General features: G+C 38.6%; 14 protein-coding genes, 1 tRNA gene and 1 riboswitch. Of the genes, 11 read left to right on the top strand and 4 right to left on the bottom strand.

Features of this window, described 5'->3' with window-relative positions:
• Positions 1–20: 20 nt before the first annotated feature.
• Positions 21–1799 carry a carbohydrate-binding domain-containing protein gene (locus L6471_RS11950; protein WP_027453603.1) on the bottom strand — a complete coding sequence of 593 codons (1779 nt, stop codon included), beginning with the start codon at positions 1797–1799 and terminating at the stop codon, positions 21–23.
• A gap of 130 nt (positions 1800–1929) precedes the next feature.
• Between L6471_RS11950 and L6471_RS11945 the strand changes: the two genes are divergently transcribed.
• On the top strand, positions 1930–2499 hold the full coding sequence (locus tag L6471_RS11945; RefSeq protein WP_006283411.1) for a GNAT family N-acetyltransferase: 570 nt from the start codon (positions 1930–1932) through the stop codon (positions 2497–2499).
• Positions 2500–2576: 77 nt separating this feature from the next.
• Here L6471_RS11945 and L6471_RS11940 read toward each other — a convergent pair whose 3' ends face one another.
• Positions 2577–2840 carry a hypothetical protein gene (locus L6471_RS11940; protein ID WP_027453601.1) on the bottom strand — a complete coding sequence of 88 codons (264 nt, stop codon included), beginning with the start codon at positions 2838–2840 and terminating at the stop codon, positions 2577–2579.
• Between the two features lie 94 nt (positions 2841–2934).
• Here L6471_RS11940 and L6471_RS11935 point away from each other — a divergent pair.
• Positions 2935–3016 (top strand) — tRNA-Leu (locus tag L6471_RS11935).
• A 331-nt stretch (positions 3017–3347) separates the two neighbouring features.
• On the opposite strand, the gene L6471_RS11930 is transcribed toward L6471_RS11935, so the two are convergent.
• A complete protein-coding gene (locus tag L6471_RS11930; RefSeq protein WP_237797405.1) occupies positions 3348–6395 on the bottom strand; it encodes a sensor histidine kinase in 3048 nt (1015 codons plus the stop codon).
• 372 nt (positions 6396–6767) lie between these two features.
• On the opposite strand from L6471_RS11930, the gene L6471_RS11925 reads away from it, so the two are divergent.
• Positions 6768–7433, top strand: a complete 666-nt coding sequence (locus L6471_RS11925) for a B3/B4 domain-containing protein (RefSeq protein WP_006281931.1) — start codon at positions 6768–6770, stop codon at positions 7431–7433.
• A gap of 75 nt (positions 7434–7508) precedes the next feature.
• On the opposite strand, the gene L6471_RS11920 is transcribed toward L6471_RS11925, so the two are convergent.
• A complete protein-coding gene (locus L6471_RS11920; RefSeq protein WP_237797404.1) occupies positions 7509–10247 on the bottom strand; it encodes a DNA gyrase/topoisomerase IV subunit A in 2739 nt (912 codons plus the stop codon).
• A 205-nt stretch (positions 10248–10452) separates the two neighbouring features.
• Here L6471_RS11920 and L6471_RS11915 point away from each other — a divergent pair, with 205 nt between their 5' ends.
• The 8 genes from L6471_RS11915 to L6471_RS11880 all read left to right on the top strand — a co-directional run bounded on the left by L6471_RS11915 (position 10453) and on the right by L6471_RS11880 (position 20212).
• Positions 10453–12012 (top strand): glycine--tRNA ligase, encoded by a 1560-nt coding sequence (locus tag L6471_RS11915; protein WP_006283348.1) that lies wholly within the window; start codon positions 10453–10455, stop codon positions 12010–12012.
• Complete coding sequence (locus tag L6471_RS11910) at positions 11993–12655, top strand: FKBP-type peptidyl-prolyl cis-trans isomerase (protein ID WP_237797403.1); 663 nt, start codon at positions 11993–11995, stop codon at positions 12653–12655. Before L6471_RS11915 ends, L6471_RS11910 begins: the two co-directional genes overlap by 20 nt.
• 149 nt (positions 12656–12804) lie before the next feature.
• Positions 12805–14196 (top strand): MATE family efflux transporter, encoded by a 1392-nt coding sequence (locus L6471_RS11905; protein WP_237797402.1) that lies wholly within the window; start codon positions 12805–12807, stop codon positions 14194–14196.
• A gap of 403 nt (positions 14197–14599) precedes the next feature.
• Entirely contained in the window at positions 14600–15082 is a 483-nt protein-coding gene (locus tag L6471_RS11900) for a DUF3836 domain-containing protein (protein WP_006283345.1), read from the top strand.
• A gap of 21 nt (positions 15083–15103) precedes the next feature.
• A complete protein-coding gene (locus L6471_RS11895; RefSeq protein ID WP_006283344.1) occupies positions 15104–15469 on the top strand; it encodes a GntR family transcriptional regulator in 366 nt (121 codons plus the stop codon).
• Between the two features lie 23 nt (positions 15470–15492).
• Positions 15493–16311, top strand: a complete 819-nt coding sequence (locus L6471_RS11890; protein WP_006283343.1) for an ABC transporter ATP-binding protein — start codon at positions 15493–15495, stop codon at positions 16309–16311.
• Positions 16312–16451: 140 nt separating this feature from the next.
• Positions 16452–17282 (top strand): hypothetical protein, encoded by an 831-nt coding sequence (locus tag L6471_RS11885; protein ID WP_237797401.1) that lies wholly within the window; start codon positions 16452–16454, stop codon positions 17280–17282.
• Positions 17283–17383: 101 nt separating this feature from the next.
• Positions 17384–20212 (top strand): M16 family metallopeptidase, encoded by a 2829-nt coding sequence (locus L6471_RS11880; RefSeq protein ID WP_237797400.1) that lies wholly within the window; start codon positions 17384–17386, stop codon positions 20210–20212.
• A 133-nt stretch (positions 20213–20345) separates the two neighbouring features.
• A riboswitch (cobalamin riboswitch) is annotated at positions 20346–20530 on the top strand.
• Positions 20531–20538: the final 8 nt, after the last annotated feature.

Below are 20538 nucleotides of genomic sequence, written 5' to 3'. Positions count from 1 at the left end.
TTTCCATCCTCCTAATACTTTTACCATCCTCCAAAACGTCCGCTCATACCCCCTCCTATGCTGGAGCTACTAGTGTAAGAGGCAGTTAATGTAGATATCAGACTAGTGCCATTGTAGAGTGAGTAGCTGCTGCCTGAGGTCATGCCTGGAGCAGATAACATAAATGTAGCTGATGAATAATCGCGAGCCATTTCAAAATTCAACAGAGTAGAGTCTCCACTTTTCAGACTAACGGAGCTTCCACTACTGATTTTTCCACTATAGGTAACGATAGGTTGACTATTGCTTGTGCTACTTGGTGAGTTGATGGTACCTCCAATGCCAACAACGATGCCACCTGTAATATAGAGAACTTTATTTGATTCTGAATTCACGTCAATTCCTGTTTCTGGGCTGGAGGTACCATAGGCTATTGTCGTACCACCACTGATATACATATTACCATTACTATCCAGGCCATCATTGTTCAGTCCAAAAGAGAAGATCTCTCCGCCACTGATATACATATCGCTCGAAGAGTTGATACCGTCATCGTAAGCGTAAACCTTTGTTGTGCCACCAGAAATATAGAGTTTACTCTTTGTTTCGATACCTTCAGAGCCACTTCCACCATTGGCGCGTACATATACAGTTCCTCCGCTGATGGTTAGGTTGCCATCAGCCTTGATACCTTTAGCCTTACTGTCGTCACTACCATATTTATAAGTACTGCCAGTAGTTATCACTTTGATAGTACCTCCGCTCACATTCACTTCCTGATCTGCACTGAGTCCTTTGCCACCAGAGCCAGTACTCTTCAAATTCAGTTCACCGCCGGTCATAGTAAAGAGAGAGTCTGACTTCAAAGCGGCACATCCACTTACTTCGTTGTCTTCGTATGCTCCAGTACCAGTAGTAATGGCCGTGGTACGTCCACCTTCAATTAGTGTGTAGCCATCTGATGATAGTGCTTTACTGGCAGCAGCACTTGTTTCTACATTAATGACACCACCTTTTATTATCAAGCCATCATTACCCTTGATACCGTTTCCGGCAGTTGACTTAACATAGATATTCGTGTTTGGACGGAAGAATACATAATCGTCAGAAACAATACCTGCTTTACTATTGGCATACACAGATATAGTACCAGAACCACTAAAAAGTAATTCTCCTTCACTGAAAATAGTAGCTTTCTGGTCTTCTGTACTGCTCGTATAGCTAGTACCATCAGTAAAAGTATTGGTTGTTCCATCTTTAGCAACGATATAGCATCGTTTGCCCACTTGGATATTCAGAGCGGGTCCATCGTTGTTGGTAATGTTGACACCATCAAGCTCAAGTTCAAATTTCTTGTTATCATCGCCCGATGCCATTTTGAACGAACCATCAGTAGTTGTTCCGCTTAATACGTATTTTATATTTTTGGCAGTAGATGTTACAGTTACATCAGCGCCATTGATAGCCACACTGACTCCATCAACGCTCCCCGAACAGCTAGCAGAAGTTCCATTGTAGGTAATCGTGATTGTATTGGTAGGAGTATAGTTTTCTACATAATCTTCATAATAAGTATCAGATTCAGATGCAGGAATGTTTTCCTCTTCTTCCAAAGCAGTCTTGTTGATCTCTATGGTATAGGTAGAGAGATCATCCATACCGGTTAGTGAAGTTCCTGCAGAGCTGGAACTTCCATTACTAGTGCTTCCCGTAGAGTTTGATGAAGAATAATCGCTATAATTCCAATCCAAACCTGACGTACATGAACAAAGTGTGATGAATCCAATAAGAATAGATGCCTTGTAGTGTCTCTTTTTCATAAGCGTTATATCTTTTTAAATAATTCTTTCGGCAAAAGTAGTCTTTAATATAGTAGGAGACAAATTCATTCAGTTAACCGGCATTTTTCTTCAGTAAACTTTTTATCTTTGCATTTAAAATAAAGAGTTTATGAATATACAACAAGCTTGCAAAGAACAGGCGCCTGAGATAGCGTCGCTTATCATGGAGGCCATGAATTATGAGTGCTGTCAGAATTTTGCAGGTCCCCACCATTCTTTACGTGATTTTTATCTATGTATGGTAAATCTAGTAGGTAGAGAAGACAGTCAGTATAGTTATCTGAATACAGAAGTTGCTACTGATGATAATGGTATGGTTGTCGGTATCTGTGTTACGTATGATGGAGGAGACTTATACAGTCTTCGACAAGCATTTATTGATGAGGCAAAGTTGCGCTTTGGTATGGATTATTCCGATATGGATCCTGAAACTCAAAGTGGCGAACTCTATGTTGATAGTTTGTGTGTTCATGCAGAATATCGAGGGCAGGGTATAGCAACAGCATTATTACGTTCTGCTATTCATAAGGCTGCTGAATACCATATTCAAGCTGTTGGTCTTCTTGTTGATCAAGGAAATCCTAAAGCTGAACAATTATATAAAAAGGTGGGATTTCGATATGTTAATGATACCGAGTGGGGTGGGCACCCCATGAAGCATTTAGTGTATACGTTATAAAATTACAGCCATAAAGTGACGAAGCAGAACGATATAATTCGTTCTGCTTCGTCACTTTATGGCTGAATAATAGTAGCTTATTTCTTTTTCTTTTTGACATCTTTTACCATTTCCAGTCTTTCCAGATAAATAGGACGCCATTTATCTATCATATCTTGAAGGGCCTTGGAACGTATGCTGAGGCTAGTATATTCCTCTGTATCTGTCTGATGATCCTTCTTAAGTTCAAGAAGTCGAGAGATCATAAATTTCTGCTGATTTTGAGCAGCTTCCAGCTGTTCTCCTAGTTTTTGGAGTTGTTCCATGAACTCGATAACTTTCTCTGTATAGTCTTTTTCCATATATTCTTTTTGATAAGATTTTGCAAAGATAAGAAAAAAAATGGCAAAATAGTTGGTTATTTATTTTTTTATTATTATCTTTGCACTCGCAAAAGCGCTTGTGGCGGAATTGGTAGACGCGCTAGACTTAGGATCTAGTGGTTAGTGCCGTGTAGGTTCGAGTCCTATCAGGCGCACATTGTAGAATCGACAACTATCTCAAGTTTAGATGGTTGTCGATTTTTTGTTTAGAATATGAAAATACAAAGTGAGATTTTATGGAATCAGAGCGCATGAAGCGTGAAGATGATAATTCTTTTTTCCTTTTTAAAAATACGAACATTTTTTCTTTGTATTTATCGTATTTGCAATAGATTTATTTTATTATCAATTTTTTAGAGCATTGGTCTATTTCGCAAAGTATTAGCTATTCTGTTTAATTATCAATAGCTATGCTTTTGTTAAGAGCAAAACTAAATATCAACAATTTAAAACGATAATATAGTCTCTAAAGTGAATTTTCTTAGCTTAATGCCAAATAGGCAAGCTAAAAGTAAAAGTAGAGCCGTGCCCTTCTACACTCGTTACGCTGATAGTGCCACCGTGTTGATTAATGTATCTCTTTGCCGTATAAAGCCCTATTCCGATACCACCAACGATTTCCTTATCGTGACTTTCTGCTTGATAATACGGAGTAAATAGGTGGGGTATAGCTTCTTCCTTAATACCATATCCGGTATCTTGTACAGAAGTAATTAGTTGATCCACCTCTCGATGTACACTAACCGTTATTGTACCTTTAGGAGTATACTTGATAGCATTGCTTAACAAATTGTCCATTACAGATGTGATAGCACTACGATTCAGGTTTACATTTGGTAAATTATCTTCATATTTCGAAATAATGCGTAATTCAGGGTTGTTATTTTTCAGTCGATATTTGTTGGTAATAATCTCGGTAATGGCAATAAGACTTTGTGGACTCATATTCATGGGTTCATCGCTACGCATATATTGTCGTATCTGTTTAATGAGATTCATTAAACGCTCCACGTTATCAGAAATCATCTTGAGTTGCTTTTGTTCCTTTACAGACATATTCCTTGCAGATTTAAGTTCTTCCAGAGGCGCATTGATTAGTGTTAATGGAGTATAGAGTTCATGTGTAATGCCTGTAAAGAATCTCACACGATCTTTGTTGGTGTTGATTTCTGCCAATTGAGCGATTTTATTCTTGTTATATTTATTATATTCCCTGACTGCATATGCCAAGAGCCCGAAGGCTAAGAGCATATATATTGTTTTTGACCACCAACTCCAATACCAGTGGGCTTTCATGTGTACATTTACAGATGTTACTACGGCCATGTCCCATGACTGACTCTTGGCCTTGGCTCTTACCTTGATAACATAGTCGCCTGGGGGTAAGTTCTCTATTGTAATATCCGCATGTCCAGGTGTATCTTCCCATTTGTTGGTCATACCTTCTATATAATATTGGTATACCACATTGTTAATTTGCGCGATATTTTCGAGTATGAATCGTACGGTAATCGTATTATGGCCAGCATCGATAGTATATTTACCGTTTTCGTCAGACACAAATTCATCAATGGACATGATATGTAGAGGAGAAAGTTTTTGTGGGGTAAGGGCTTCGCTGGCATTAAAATATACAGCGCCTTTTGATGATCCGAAGTAAACCAAACCATTGGCTGTAGCTTCAGCTACACCCGTGTGGAAAACCCCAAAAGAAGAACCATTACGGTAGTCGTACTCTTCTAATTTTCCCCCATATCGATTCATGAAGAGGATAGAGCTTGGTGTCGTAAGCCAAATGTGCCCCGTCTTGTCCATGGTCACAGATTTATAATTGAGTTCTCTTTCTTTATCTTCTGAAATATAGTGCTTCATCTTCTTCAAATTGCGTATGTTATCGAAGCAGAAGAGGCCGTTTGAGGTTGCTATCCACAGGTATCCATCTCGGTCATAGTAGAACTGGTTGACATCACTGGCCAAACCTGTAGCCAAGTCTTTCTTGAATATGAGTTTGTGCTGTTTGTCGAATACAAGCAGTCCATATCCCCATGTTCCTACCCATAGCTTATCATCTTTGTCTATGAAGACTGTTTTCATGGCTATAGGTGGACAATGTTTATAGATAAAATTGAGATTTTTACTTTTGTTATCTTTCACGTAATAAAGTCCTGTTGAGGTAGAAACATACATACCTCCGTATTTATCAGGTTGAAAGTCGCGTATCTGCCCTTGTTCTAATCCCTCTGGCTGTGATAACCATGTTTTATTGTTGGTATTATATCTTAATACACCATTCTGAAGAGTACCTAGCCACATGATTCCATCTTTACTGCGTTTTATGGCAATAATACGTTCTTGTGGCGATTTTACATGTGGTAATATGCTGATGGTTTCTACTAGATGGTTATCTTGGTCGATTCGGCCGAATAAATCTTGCATACCTGCCCAGACATCATATTTACCAGCCCACAGGCTGTAGACTCCAGCTAGATTTATGTTGGCGAATGGTTGTAGTAAATGGAATGGTGTACTGTTGTACATGATAATATCGATACCATATTCACGTCCTGCCATCCAGAGGTTTCCGTATTTATCTTGTAATGCCAATTTCGGTATAGGAAGTTGGCCACCAAACAGGCTGCTCATCTTATAAAAATACAGGTCATCTTTTGTTGGAATACTATTCCTCTTGAGGTCTACATAGCTAAGTCCATCATTTGTACAAGCTACAAGAGATTTGTCGGTAGTTTCTGATATATAGCGTATGTAGTTATCTTCTGAATTTTGATGATTTGCATTAACCGTATACGTTTTGGCATCGCCGGTTTTTAAATTGAGCAGAGTTAGTCCTTTAGAAGTAACCAACCAACATCGACCTTTGTGATCGAAGAATATTTGAGAAATACTGATATTGTCCAGATAATGTCTTTCCTTTTTAGTCCTAGGATTGTAGACATTAAGTCCTGTTTGGTGATGACCGATGTAGATACATCCGCGAGAATCTACGTTTATACATGAAACTAGATTAATCGGGTGCTGGGGCTTGTTTTTGTTAAGAATACCAAATTTTTTTGTGGAATAGTCGAACCAACTGATCAGACCGTTTTTGCTTAAGATCCATGTTTTGCCATTTCTGTCGCATTTTACATCCATAATATGCTTATCTGGCAAACCGTCCTTTTCTGTATATGATTCGAAATCTCTTGTCTTAAAATTGTAATATGTTAAACCATTGGCTTGTGTACCCATCATCATGAGATTATACTTTTTGTTATAGCATAATTTCATAATCTGATTGTTGGCGATATTACTATTTTGTTTTCTATAATTTATGATGTGTTCACCTGCAATACGGTTTACGCCCGTATAGGTGGCAACCCATGCAAGGCCTTCTCCATCGAATGCAATATCCATAACGATATCGCTTGTCAATCCATTCTCTGAACCTATATGGAAATTAAATTTTTCGGTGTCATCATCTGCGAAAATGGTAAGTGAGGATAATAAAACGAAAAGTGTAGTTATTATTCTATTCATTGTGTTGTATAAAATTCAAAGTTAACTTAGCAAAGATATATTTTTTTTATTGAACTTGAGAGGCAGTCTTTTCTTTTTTATTCTTACGATGTTATTTTGACGGATAATCGTCTTATATATGACAGAAATTTGTTTTTGTTGTTAGGAATATAGCTGTCGTAAGTATGTTGTCAGATGTATAAAGGACAAATTGAGAATATGAGAATAAATGTAACAATCGTGTGTAGCATTAAGAATAAAACGCTTTTGAGAGGTATGTGTTCATTAGTCGGCCCATGTTTTAATTTTTTTACTCTGATGACGGAAAAATATTCTCTTGTGACAATTTTCTGAGCCTATTTTTATATATTTGTGCCTAAAAGAACGAATTTTATGAATATTATAGTTAGTGAAGAAATCAAATCGGTATGTCCGAACTTTGTGGGAGCGTGTGTAGAAGCTCAAGTAGTGAATAGTCCGTTTTGTCAAGATTTGTGGAGTGATATTCGTCAGCAGGCTAATATTTTTAAGGCATCTCTAACTACGGAGAGTCTTAAAGAAATTCCAAGCATTGCAGCTACACGAAAGGTATACAAAGCTTGTGGTAAAGATCCCTCGCGTTATCGTCCGGCAGCAGAAGCGCTTGTCCGAAGAATGATTCAAGGAAAAGACTTATATCAGATCGATACTTTGGTAGATATGTTAAATCTGGCAAGTATTGTTTTTGGTAATAGTATAGGTGGTTTTGATGCTGATTATTTTGTGGGCGATACACTTACGCTTGGTATAGGCAGGGCTGGTGAACCTTATGAAGGTATCGGACGAGGTATGATTAATATCGAGGGTTTGCCAGTGTATCGTGATGCTGAGGGAGGCGTAGGTACGCCAACTTCTGATCATGAGCGTACACGTATCAGACTTTCTACCACACATCTTGTCGTTCTAGTCAATGGCTATGATGGGGATACGGAGCATGTACGACAGAATGCTGAGTATATTCTTCAACTCATCAATATGTATGCGTATGGTAAGGGAGGAAAATATTTTCTTTATAAATAATGTAGATACTTTAAAGAATAAATCCTCACGAATCAGGAAGATTGTGAGGATTTGTTCTTTAAAGTATCTACGATTTTATTGTTCGTCATCTTCAGGGAAAAGACTAAGCTGACCGGTTATCTCGTCTATTACCTGTTGCTGGCTTTTTCCTGCATCCGGATCAAGGTTTTCCACTACCTCTTCTTTCTCGTTATCAGTGTCTTCTTCTGTTTCTGGTTCCGGGAATCGGGTAGGCTCCAATTCTTCAATCTTGTCGATTTTATAAATAGAGATACGTTTACCTTTAGCTTTGAAGCTCTTTTGGCCTATATACTGCTCTGCGTCTATTATCTCAGCAGGACGAATAGCATCTACACCACCATAGGTAATCTGGATTCTCGGAAATGCAACATCAGTAAGAAGGACAAGTTTACTATTGATGTTATCACCCATCAAGTTTTGATGTTTTTTGCTGGCATCCATGGTGAATCGTTTCACATAAGGATAGCCCTCATTGTCGGCATCATAAAGAACTGCTGTCCATATCTTGTGTTCATCCCATTTCTCGAGTTTCAAGATATTATCCTCGTAATGGTTATTGACATCAAAGTTGGTAACGTAGAATTCACCATTATCAAGAACTACTAAGATTTGGTCCTTATCATTAAACTCACCCAGGAATCGTCCATGCTCATCATAGTTAAGGCGTTTCACGTCTGGGTCGAACCAAACTTTTCGTCCTCCTAATGTGCTGTGTCCGTGACTCTTTAGGCCTATACGATGAATAGAGCCCTTAGTAAGAAGGTTACCTTTGGCAGCACGTCCCTTGATAATTATCTCTGCAAAATCTTTTTCGATAAAGATATTTTGTTTTTTCTTCTTAGGATCCGGGTCGAGGGTAATCTTAATCACTTCAGCTTCACCATTAGGATTAGCAGTAAAGTAATTTACTCTACTGCCAGGTTTTCCTTGAGTTATATCATATAATTTGTCGCGGGTCATGCTAGTTACATTGAAGCGTTTGATATAGTACCAACCTAACTTGCCATCGCGATATACACAGTTGTAAATGGTGCGCTTGTCGTTCTTCTTGAATACCTGCACATGCAGAATGTTCTTGCCTACAAATATTTTGTCGGCTACTTTAATCACTTTAAATTTACCGTCCTTGTAGAAAATAATGATATCATCAAGATCAGAACAGTTACAAACGAATTCGTCTTTCTTGAGTCCTGTACCGACAAATCCCTCTTGGCGATTGATATACAACTTTTGGTTAGCCTCTACCACTTTGGTAACCTCGATATTCTCGAAGTTTCGTATTTCGGTAAGACGTTCGTGGCCCTCTCCATATTTGTTTCTGAGATATTCAAACCAGTTGATAGTAACCCCAACCATATTGGCGAGGTCTTTCTCTATTTCAGCGATTTCGGCCTTAATCTTAGCAATCAGCTCGTCTGCTTTATCCTTATTATATTTTAGGATACGTTGCATCTTAATTTCGAGGAGACGTACGATATCCTCACGAGTAACCTCGCGGATGAAAGAAGGTTTGAAAGGCTCCAATTTGCTATCGATGAAAGCAACAACTTCGTCTTGATTTTTTGCCTGCTCAAATTTACGCTCTTTGTAAATACGTTCCTCGATGAAAATACGTTCTAGGCTATTGAAGAACAACTGTTCTTCGAGTTCATGCTTACGGATAAGTAATTCCTGACGCAGAAGTCCCATTGTGCGGTCGGCAGAATGGCGAAGAACATCGCTTACAGTCAAAAAGCAAGGTTTCTGGTCTTCGATGACACAACAGTTAGGAGAAATATTAATTTCGCAGTCTGTAAATGCATAGAGAGCATCCATGGTCTTGTCAGAAGAAACTCCAGGAGCAAGATGAATCAGAATTTCTGCTTGTGCAGAGGTATTGTCCTCAATTTTGCGCGCTTTGATTTTTCCCTTTTCTACAGCCTTGGTAATCGATTCGATCAATGTCGATGTGTTCTTACTGAATGGTATTTCGCGAATAGCAAGTGTTTTATTGTCCACTTTCTCAATCTTGGCACGTACCTTAAGTACGCCACCACGCTGTCCGTCATTATATTTGCTGACATCAATAGAACCACCAGTAGGGAAATCAGGGTAGAGATGGAAGTCTTCACCTTTGAGATAAGCGATAGCTGCATTACAGATTTCTATGAAATTGTGAGGTAGAACCTTGGAAGATAGACCTACAGCAATACCCTCTGCACCTTGAGCTAAGAGCAATGGGAATTTTACAGGGAGCGTGATAGGCTCCTTGTTACGTCCATCGTATGAGAATTGCCATTCGGTAGTTTTCGGATTAAAAACGGTTTCAAGTGCAAATTTAGACAGTCTGGCTTCGATATATCGTGGAGCGGCAGCACGGTCGCCCGTTAAGATGTTACCCCAGTTACCTTGAGTATCAATCAATAGATTTTTTTGTCCTAACTGTACGAGTGCATCGCCAATACTAGCATCACCATGAGGGTGAAACTGCATGGTATGTCCGACAACATTAGCTACTTTGTTATAGCGTCCGTCGTCCATACGTTTCATAGAGTGTAATATTCGTCGTTGTACTGGCTTGAGACCATCTTCAATATGGGGAACGGCACGTTCCAAAATAACATACGAAGCATAGTCGAGGAACCAGTTCTTGTACATACCTGACAAGTGGTGTACAGCGGATGCGTCAAAACGATCAGCTGGTTTATAATCAGAATGGCTGTCTTCTGACCATGTTTCATCCTGATCGCCTTCTTCTATGACATCGTCGTCTTTTACCTCGTCGTCGTTGTTTATAATGTTATCGTCGTCCATAGGATTTTTAATTACGTAATTTTCATGCAAAGATAAAAAAAAAAAACGAAATGTGCAAAAAACGGTTTGTTCTGATTCTTATGGTTTTACTAGATATTCGTTAATGTTAGCTAAAGAACGTGTTTCTTGCCGTTTTTATAAAAAAAGTTGTATCTTTGCAGCTAAATTTAGAAAAAATAGGAAACAATCAAAATTTAAGATAAAAATGGCAGAAGATGTTTTCAAGAAGATTGTAAGTCATTGTAAGGAATATGGCTTTGTCTTTCCAAGTTCAGAAATTTATGATGGCCTTGCAGCCGTTTATGATTACGGTCAGAATGGTGTAGAGCTCAAAAATAATATTAAACAGTACTGGTGGCAGAGTATGGTGTTGCTCCACGAGAATATCGTTGGTCTTGACGCTAGTATCTTTATGCACCCTACAACATGGAAGGCATCTGGTCATGTTGATGCATTTAACGATCCTTTGATTGATAACCGTGATTCAAAAAAACGTTATCGTGCAGATAATCTGATAGAGGACCAGATTGGCAAGTATGAAGAGAAAATTGCTAAAGAGGTAGCTAAGGCTGCTAAGCGTTTCGGCGATAAGTTTGATGAGGCTCAGTTCCGTGCTACTAATCCTCGTGTACTTGAGAATCAAAAGAAGCGTGACGAGTTGCATGCTCGTTATACTGAGGCTATGCAAGGACCAGATCTCGCTGCTTTAAAGCAGATTATCCTCGACGAGGGTATTGTTGATCCAATTTCTGGTACCAAGAACTGGACCGATGTCCGTCAGTTCAATTTGATGTTCTCTACAGAGATGGGTTCTTTAAGCGATGCAACAAACAAGATTTACTTGCGTCCTGAAACTGCACAGGGTATCTTTGTTAACTACCTGAACGTACAGAAAACAGGTCGTATGAAGTTGCCATTTGGTATCTGTCAGATAGGTAAAGCTTTCCGTAATGAGATTGTTGCTCGTCAATTTGTATTCCGTATGCGTGAATTCGAGCAGATGGAAATGCAGTTCTTCTGTCAGCCAGGAACTGAGATGAAATGGTTTGAATACTGGAAGAAGGCTCGTTTGGCATGGCATAAGGCTCTAGGTATGGGTGATGAGAATTATCGTTATCACGATCATGAAAAATTGGCCCACTACGCGAATGCTGCTACCGATATCGAATTCCACTTGCCATTCGGTTTCAAGGAGGTTGAGGGTATTCACTCTCGTACAGACTTCGATTTGAGTCAGCATGAGAAATTCTCAGGTCGTGGTATCAAGTACTTTGATCCTGAACGTAACGAAAGCTATGTACCTTATGATGTAGAAACATCTATTGGTGTAGACCGTATGTTCTTGAGCGTAATGTGTCATTCATATACAGAAGAAACTCTTGAAAATGGTGAGACTCGTGTTGTTTTGAAGTTGCCTGAGGCATTAGCACCAGTGAAGTGTGCTGTCTTCCCATTGGATAAGAAAGATGGTCTGCCAGAGTTGGCTCATGAAATCGTAGACAATTTGAAGTTCCACTTTAATACACATTATGGTGATCCTAAAGATTCTATCGGTAAGCGTTACCGTCGTCAGGATGCAGTTGGTACACCATTCTGTGTAACTGTAGACCACGAAACTCCAAAGGATCATAAGGTTACATTGCGTTTCCGTGATACTATGGAGCAGGAGCGTGTAGATATTGACCAGCTTCGTTCTATCATAGAGGATCGCGTAAGCATCACCTCTTTACTTAAGAAGGTTGCCAATGAAATTAAGAACTATTAAATTATTCGTCATGCTGATGGTGTCGGTACTTGTACTGGCATCATGTAGCGAGGCTGATGGTACTGTAGAGGAGTTCCAGAACTGGAAGGCCACTAACGATAGCTATTTTGCTAGCAAATATGCTGCAGTAAAAGATAGCATCGATAAAGGTGATACAAGTTGGAAGATTATCCATACATATGCATTTGCTGAATCTGTGCGAAATGATGTAACGGATAATATTCTTGTTAAGGTGCTTCAAGAAGGTACAGGTAGTGGATGTCCTATGTCTACAGATTCTGTATTGGTAGACTATAGAGGTTATCTGTTGAAATCAACCAGTTATACTTCACCATACGATGCTGAGTTAGGTTACATTTTTGATCAGAGTTGGTCTGGTGCTTATGATAAAAGTACTATGCGACCTTCTGCTTTTACGGTCAATGGTGTTATAGAAGGCTTTTCTACAGCTTTGCAATATATGCATATCGGTGATCGATGGAAAGTATATATACCTTACAATTTAGGCTACGGTAGTACTGCAACAGACGAAATTCCAGCTTATTCGGTTTTGGTATTTGATATTACCTTGGATGGCTATTCTCGTCCAGGTACAGCTCTTCCTGTAGTTTATGCCAAGCAAAACCGATTGCTAAACGAATGATTTTTGGAATAAACTATTGTTACTGAGGGGATTCTCTATAAGGGGAATCCTCTTTTATTTTATGATTTCTGTAAAATGGGTACATAAAACCTCAATTGATATTTTGTTATCCTGCATATTTGCTGTAACTTTGCAGCACTTTTTAGGGTATGAGCAAAATCAGTAATACAGAGCACTTAATGGCAGCTATCCGTAATGGTCTGCCTATGACGAATGGTGAGAAACTTAATTTGATAGTAGGATTAAGTATCCCTTCTATGTTGGCACAGGTAACTACGGTTATGATGTTTTTTATCGACGCTTCAATGGTAGGTCATTTGGGTGCCGAAGCTTCAGCTAGTATCGGTTTGATAGAATCTACAACTTGGCTGATGGGAGGTATTTTAGGAGCGGTTTCATCTGGATTTTCTGTGCAGGTGGCCCATTTTATTGGAGCCAATGACTTTGTTCGTGCTCGTCAAGTATTTCGTCATGCTCTGATTTGTGGCTTGTCTTTTAGTCTACTCATGAGTTTGGTGGGTATAGCCGTTCACAATCCTCTTCCGTATTGGCTAGGAGGTGGTGCAGACATAGCTACATTATCATCGAGTTATTTTTTGATTTATGCGTTTACACTTCCTTTTGTACTCTTGTTTCATTTAGCCAGTGCAATATTGAAAGCTTCGGGCAACATGAAAACACCAAGTTTTCTGAGTGGCCTGATGTGTGTTTTTGATGTTTGCTTTAATTACCTCTTTATTTACATGCTCAATATGGGCGTTATAGGGGCTGCATTAGGTACGATGTCGGCATATATCGTTACATCGCTTCCTATGTTATACATGTCAGCATGGAAAAATAAGATGTTAGCCTTGCATCAAGATCATGAACCTTTCCGATGGATAAATAGTTATTTGCAGATAGCTGCCAAGATTAGTGTACCAATGGCAGCCCAGAATATACTGATGAGTGGTGCTCAGATTGTAAGTACACTCATTGTAGCTCCTTTGGGTAATGTTGCTATAGCTGCCAATTCTTTTGCTATTACGGCAGAAAGTCTTTGTTATATGCCGGGGTATGGTATCGGTGAAGCAGCCTCTACATTGGTTGGGCAGACACGCGGTGCTAATAGAATGGATTTGTGCAAGAATTTTGCCCATATGACCGTAGGTTTGGGTATGATAGTAATGGCTTTTATGGGAGTTGTGATGTATATCTTTGCGCCCGAAATGATGGCACTCCTTACGCCAGTTGAGCAGATTCAAAATTTGGGCGTTTCTGTTTTACGAATAGAGGCTTTTGCTGAACCATTCTTTGCTGCTAGCATAGTGGTATATAGTATTAGTGTAGGAGCAGGAGATGCTATCAAGCCTGCTTTGATTAATCTTTGCAGTATGTGGATGGTAAGACTTACGTTGGCCTATACCCTTGCACAGAGCATGGGGTTAAAGGGGGTATGGATTGCTATGGCAATAGAATTAACTTGCCGCGGATTGGCCTTTTTAGCATTGCTTTATCGGGGAAGTTGGCTCAAAAGTTTTAAAGTACCTGCCACTGCTTAAACAGGCTTGTTACTATATTGTTGAGGGCACGATATGTTTTCATTACTGATATGAATGCATGTCGTGCCCTCATTATTTTTAGGTGAATCGTATTCGTTTTCATAAGCTGTTATGGTAGATGATAGTGTACTACTGTAATAGTACAAAACAGTTAATTTATAGTTAATTTTATTTAGGTTTGTGCCATGAAAGGTTTTTAAATGTTAAAATATAACGAAAAATTATTGTTTTTTGCTCTAAACTATTGCAGCTTATTGAAATCTATTCTATATTTGCAGTGTTCTACAATGGTAGTACACTACTACTGGAGAGCAAAAGAGTTAGTAATCAATAATAAAAATTTAATTCAAACTAATAACACCCCTGACTCATAAAACGGTCAGCCACTTAAAAATCAAAAGTTATGGAAGCAATTATTACAGCAGCAACAGTAGCAACAATGTTTTTCAATTTGGTAAACAGTTCAGAGCCTAATGGCTTTTGTTATAATGTAGCAATGGATCAAGACCATGTTACCATGGTAAATGTTTTTGATGTATCAGAAAATATCCTTGAGCATAAGTTGCAGTATGAATATGCTTATGATGATCAAGATAGATTAGTTAAAAAGACAGCTAAGATTTACAAGGCAGGTAAGTGGGAAACTTCTTATGTACTTGATTTTAGCTACGATATAGCAGGTTACAGTGTAACTCGTCGCCGTTGGGATGCTAAGCACAATAGTTTGGCGCAGGCTGATGAATTAATGACCTACGAAACACTTGCTAACGGTATGATGGCAGTGGATACCTATAAATGGGACGAAAAAAATAATGATTTTGCGAGAGTAGATGGTTTCCTCATGATGAATCCAGGTAGCGATGTACTCTATGCTTTGTTAAAATAGACATGATAATAAAATAAAAATATGATTTTCAACAATGGCAAACCTATATATGTTCAGATGGCAGAAAGGCTTTGTGATGAGATAGTATCGGGAATCTATGGACCTAATTCGCGTATTCCCAGTGTAAGGGAATACGCTGTGACATTAGAGGTGAATACCAATACGGCGGTCAAAGCATACGATTTGCTGGCACGAGAAAATATTATATATAACAAGCGTGGACTCGGCTATTTTGTTAGTGAGCAAGCCAAGGAAGCTATTATTACCGCTCGTAAAAAGAATTTCCTTGAAGGAACACTGCCTGAACTTTTTAGACAGATGAAACTTCTGAACATCGATATTCGAGATATCGAAGATGAGTGGATCAAAAGAAAAAATGATTTCTAAAAAAAATAATTCGGAATAAAACTATGATTGAAGTTAAAAATATCAATTTCACTTACCCAGGATCTCGTCATCAGGTATATGGTAATTTAAGTGTAAATTTTGACGAAAATAAGATTTATGGCCTTCTAGGTAAGAATGGTATGGGAAAAAGTACTTTGCTTTACTTGATAGCCGGTTTGCTTCGTCCGAAGTCTGGAGAAGTGCTTGTTGATGGAATTAAATCATCAGATCGCAATCCCGTTACTCTTCAGGACATATTTATTGTACCAGAAGAATATGATATGCCTAAAATCAGTTTGAAGCAGTTTATCAAGATGAATGAAGCTTTCTATCCTAACTTTAGTCGGGAGCTCTTGAAGAAATGTCTCATTGATTTTGAGTTGCCTGAAGAGCCTAATTTGAAAGAACTATCTATGGGTCAGAAGAAAAAAGTATATATGAGTTTTGCCCTTGCGGCAGGAACACGTTATTTGCTTATGGATGAGCCTACCAACGGGTTGGATATACCATCAAAGAGTCTTTTCCGCAAAGTAGTTGCCCAAAATATGACGGAAGACAGCACTCTTATTATCTCAACTCATCAGGTACATGATATTGAGAGTTTGCTTGATCATATTGTTATACTTGATAATTCCCAGATTCTGGTAGACTCATCCGTAGCAGATATAACAGACAAGTACTGTTTTCGTTATCGCAACCCACAGGATATGGAGGGAGTGCTCTATGCCGAACCTTCGTTACAAGGCAATGCTGCTATTACTTTGCGAGAAGCTGATGAAGATGAAACTACGATTAATCTGGAACTCTTCTTCAATGCGGCAACGAAAGGTATGTTGAAATAGTCAATAAAAAAGAAGACCATGCAATCATTTAATTTCAAACCTTTGGTTTGTCCTATCGTATTTTCACCCGTTTGCAAATTGTCAACAATCGCTGGGTGAACTGGTAATAACTAAAATGTTTAATTTACGCTATACTTATTATGAAAACATTTGATTTCAATCGATTTGTTAAACTCCTGAAATGGACGTTCTATTATAATTTACCCGTTTTGACTAAGATAGCTTCTTTCTTTTTTGTTATCTTTCTTGTAGACTTCTTTTTAGAAGTTATACCTTTTCTACCATTTCAATCTGATAGTCTTCAAAACGAGTTGAGCAATAAAGCAGATTTTGTAATCGGTTGCTTTTTTACTTTTATGATATTTATGCAATCATCAATTTTGAATAATGTGCGCAACAAGCAGCAGACTATTGATTTTTTGACCTTGCCAGCTAGTAATTTCGAGAAGTTTATCTCTCGAATTATGTTTGTGACGCTCTATTATGCGGGAGCTTTTGTCGTAGGTCTAATTGCGGCTGACGTGTTACAATGGCTCTTTTCACTTCTGTTTTTCCCATTCGATCAAACAGGTTTTGTGATAACACATATACAGTTCTTTTCGAATCTTACGATAGGAAATAGTTTTATTGAGAGTACAGATCTGTTATCATGGTTATTAGGCTTCATGTTGTTCTTGGGCGTCATTTATATTCATTCCGTCTATATCCTTGGTGGAACCTTCTTTCGCAAGCAGGCTTGGGTGTTGACCTCCATTACCATGTTTTTCCTCACAATCTTTATAGCTAGTGTTTTGGATAAATCTGATTTCAATATAAATTTGGCAGATATGAGTTCGTCAGGTTTAGAGATAATCGTTTCTATTTTTGATGTTATTATTGTAGGGTTGATAGCCTTTAATTATTGGTTAGCCTATCGCTTTTTTACCCATATACAGGTCATCAATAATAAATGGTTTAATTTAGTGTGGTAATTTATTTTTTACATATTTGTTAAATTTTGACAAGATATCACTTTTTGGATTATAAAAAGTGATATCTTTGTATATTATTCTATATCAATTAATATAATTCGATGAAATTAAGAAGTTTTTTTGTAGTTGTAGCTTTATTATCTTCCACAACTATTGTTAAGGCTCAGCAACTTTCAACAATTCCTGCAGACAAAGATGTACGAGTTGGTAAGTTGAGTAATGGACTAACTTATTATATTCGTCATAATGAGTATCCTAAAAACGTAGCTAACTTTTATATCGCTCAGCGAGTAGGATCTATTCAAGAAAATGATGATCAGCGAGGTTTGGCTCATTTCTTGGAGCACATGGCCTTCAATGGTAGTAAGCATTTTCCAGGGAATGGTATTATCGACTTTACCCGTAGTTTAGGAGTCGAATTTGGTAGTAATCTGAATGCTTATACCTCTATTGATCAAACCGTATACCGTATTTGCGATGTTCCAACCAATCGTCAGTCAGCTCTCGATTCATGTCTTTTGGTTTTGAGAGATTGGAGTGGTAACCTTACACTGGATGCCAAGGAAATAGATAAGGAGCGTGGTGTGGTTCATCAGGAATGGCAGATGGGTGCCAGTGCAGGACAGCGATTTTATGAGAATTATCTTCCTCAGTTATATCCAGGCAGTAAGTATGGCAATCGTCTGCCAATTGGCTTGATGAGTATTGTCGATAACTTTAAGCCAAAGGTACTCCGTCAGTATTATAGAAAGTGGTATCGTCCAGATAACCAAGCTATTATAGTTGTCGGTAATATTGATGTTGATCATGTTGAGGCCGAAATCAAGGCTCTTTGGGCCGATGCTAAAGTTCCTGCTCATGCAGCACAGGTAGTAGACGAGCAGGTACCTGATAACAACAAGCCGATTTATGTTACCTTTAAGGATAAAGAGCAGGCTTATACCGTTATTCAGATGATGCATAAGCATGACGTTTATCCTGATTCACTGAAGAGCAATATGATGTATATGATAAATGGTTATATCAAATCGATTATGACCAATATGCTTAATGCTCGTTATCAGGAAATGGCTCAAGACTCTTTATGTCCATTCGTAGGAGCATCAGTATCTGATGGTAATTATATCATTAGCAAGACCAAGGATGCTTTTTCTGGTGGTGTTGTTCCTAAAGATGGCCAGGTTAAAGAAGCGATAAAGGCTCTTGTCCGTGAGATGGAGCGTGCCCGTCAGTTTGGTTTCACAGAGACAGAGTTGGCCCGTGTTAAGAGCAGCATTATCAGTGCAGCAGAGAGTATGTATGCTAATCGTGAGATGACTCCAAATACTACTTTTTATAATCAATATGTAAGTAACTATCTGGAGAATGAGCCAATGCCTTCTATTGAAGACCAGTATCGACTCACCAGTAGCATTATTCCACAGCTTACTGTAGAGATGATTAATGATATGGCGAAACAGCTTATCGTAGATACAGATACTAATCTTGTCGTTATAGCACAGGAGCAGGAAAAGGAAGGCAAAACAGATTATATTACTGTAGATCTGCTGAAGAATGCCATCAAGGAGGCTCGTTCAGAGAAGCTTACTGCATGGGTAGACCATGTAAAGCAAGAACCATTGATTGCAGAACTTCCAGCCAAAGGTGAAATAGTAAAGGAGACAGAAAACAAGAAATTAGGCTTTAAGAAGTGGATTCTCTCTAATGGTGTAACGGTTATCCTGAAGAAGACCGATTTCCAAAATGAACAGGTTAAAATGAATGCTATTGCCAAGGGCGGTACCAATCGCTACGGTGAGAAAGATTTCATAAATAATCGTCTTTTTAATCAGGTTATCGGCTATTCTGGTATCGGTAACTTTACCAGCACAGAGTTGAGCAAAGTACTCGCTGGTAAGCGTGCCAATGCAGACCTTGGTATGTCGCTCTATAATACTACAGTTTCGGGTAGCTCTACGCCTAAAGATATGGAAACCATGATGCAGATGGCTTACCTTTATTTTACTAAGATTAAGAAAGACGAAAAGTCATTCAAGATGATGATGAATGCTGTGGAAATGGAGTTGAAGAATAAGAATCTGAAGCCAGAAGAAGTGTATGACGATTCTGTTTCTGTAACTCGTTTTGTTCACAACCCTCGATTTGCTCCATTGGAGTTGAAGGATTTGGCAAAGGTTGATTACGACCGTATCCTTGAAATGGCTAAAGAGGTAACAGCAGATGCTAGTAAGTTTACGTTCTACTTTACCGGTAATTTTGATGAAGAAAAGCTTCGTGAGTATGTGAAACAGTATGTAGCATCTCTGCCAGCAAATAAGAATGCTAAAGCTAGTTCTGATACAGACCCACGTACTCTTGCTGTAGGTATGGTAAAGAATCATTTTGAGCGTAAGATGGATACTCCTAAAGCACAGTTGACAGCTTTTTGGACTTCAAAGCCGTTGGCATATACTCTTGAGAATGATATTCTTGTCGATGCGCTTGGTAAAGTGCTTGATATGGCATTGCTTCGTACTATCCGTGAGGAGAGTAGTGCGGCATACTCTGTTGGTGCTCAGGGATTTGTTGATAGTGATATCAATAACAAAGCTACTTATACACTCTATGCTGGATGTCCGATGGATCCTGCTAAGGCCCAGTTGGCTTACGATTTAATGATGAAGGGCGTGAACGAAGCAACAGTAAAGATAGATGCTGCAGATGTTCAGAAGGCTAAAGAGTTTATGCTTAAGCAGTTTGATGAGAATGCACGTAACAATAATTATTGGTCAGATGTACTTTACAACTACAATCGTTGGGGAGTAGACAGCTATACCAATTATAAGGATATTGTGAAGTCACTTACCCCAGAGAAACTGTCAGCATTCCTTAAGAATGTTATTCTTTCATCTGGTAACAAGATAGAAGTGATGATGACTCCAGCTCAATAAGCAAATATTATTACTGAACTGAAGTTCATTTTTCACAAACAACATAAGCCCTCAGGCAGCCTGTGTATGCAGGTTCCTGAGGGCTTTCTTTATGTTTTTTCATATAGGTTAACTGATTTTCAAAAAAAATGAGTACATTTGCATCCGCAATAGGTTCATCCGCCATTGATTAAAAAGGGAATCAGGTGAAACTCCTGAACAGTCCCGCTGCTGTAAGCGGTTGTTGTCTAAAATGCATCATGCCACTGAACTTTGTTTGGGAAGGCGCATTTTGGAAAGCCGTAAAGTCAGAAGACCTGCCATTGCGTAAATATTATTTTCAGTTC

Origin of the sequence: Segatella bryantii, from assembly GCF_022024215.1 — a bacterium.
In the GTDB taxonomy this organism is placed as follows: domain Bacteria; phylum Bacteroidota; class Bacteroidia; order Bacteroidales; family Bacteroidaceae; genus Prevotella; species Prevotella bryantii.
The sequence above is the reverse complement of the archived record's forward strand: the minus strand, read 5'-3'. Positions and strand labels throughout refer to the sequence as shown.

Bases quoted from the DNA above. Each gene is read 5' to 3' on its own strand.
- L6471_RS11950 (WP_027453603.1), bottom strand. From the start codon at position 1,799: ATGAAAAAGAGACACTACAAGGCATCTATTCTTATTGGATTCATCACA.
- L6471_RS11945 (WP_006283411.1), top strand. From the start codon at position 1,930: ATGAATATACAACAAGCTTGCAAAGAACAGGCGCCTGAGATAGCGTCG.
- L6471_RS11940 (WP_027453601.1), bottom strand. From the start codon at position 2,840: ATGGAAAAAGACTATACAGAGAAAGTTATCGAGTTCATGGAACAACTC.
- L6471_RS11930 (WP_237797405.1), bottom strand. From the start codon at position 6,395: ATGAATAGAATAATAACTACACTTTTCGTTTTATTATCCTCACTTACC.
- L6471_RS11925 (WP_006281931.1), top strand. From the start codon at position 6,768: ATGAATATTATAGTTAGTGAAGAAATCAAATCGGTATGTCCGAACTTT.
- L6471_RS11920 (WP_237797404.1), bottom strand. From the start codon at position 10,247: ATGGACGACGATAACATTATAAACAACGACGACGAGGTAAAAGACGAC.
- L6471_RS11915 (WP_006283348.1), top strand. From the start codon at position 10,453: ATGGCAGAAGATGTTTTCAAGAAGATTGTAAGTCATTGTAAGGAATAT.
- L6471_RS11910 (WP_237797403.1), top strand. From the start codon at position 11,993: ATGAAATTAAGAACTATTAAATTATTCGTCATGCTGATGGTGTCGGTA.
- L6471_RS11905 (WP_237797402.1), top strand. From the start codon at position 12,805: ATGAGCAAAATCAGTAATACAGAGCACTTAATGGCAGCTATCCGTAAT.
- L6471_RS11900 (WP_006283345.1), top strand. From the start codon at position 14,600: ATGGAAGCAATTATTACAGCAGCAACAGTAGCAACAATGTTTTTCAAT.
- L6471_RS11895 (WP_006283344.1), top strand. From the start codon at position 15,104: ATGATTTTCAACAATGGCAAACCTATATATGTTCAGATGGCAGAAAGG.
- L6471_RS11890 (WP_006283343.1), top strand. From the start codon at position 15,493: ATGATTGAAGTTAAAAATATCAATTTCACTTACCCAGGATCTCGTCAT.
- L6471_RS11885 (WP_237797401.1), top strand. From the start codon at position 16,452: ATGAAAACATTTGATTTCAATCGATTTGTTAAACTCCTGAAATGGACG.
- L6471_RS11880 (WP_237797400.1), top strand. From the start codon at position 17,384: ATGAAATTAAGAAGTTTTTTTGTAGTTGTAGCTTTATTATCTTCCACA.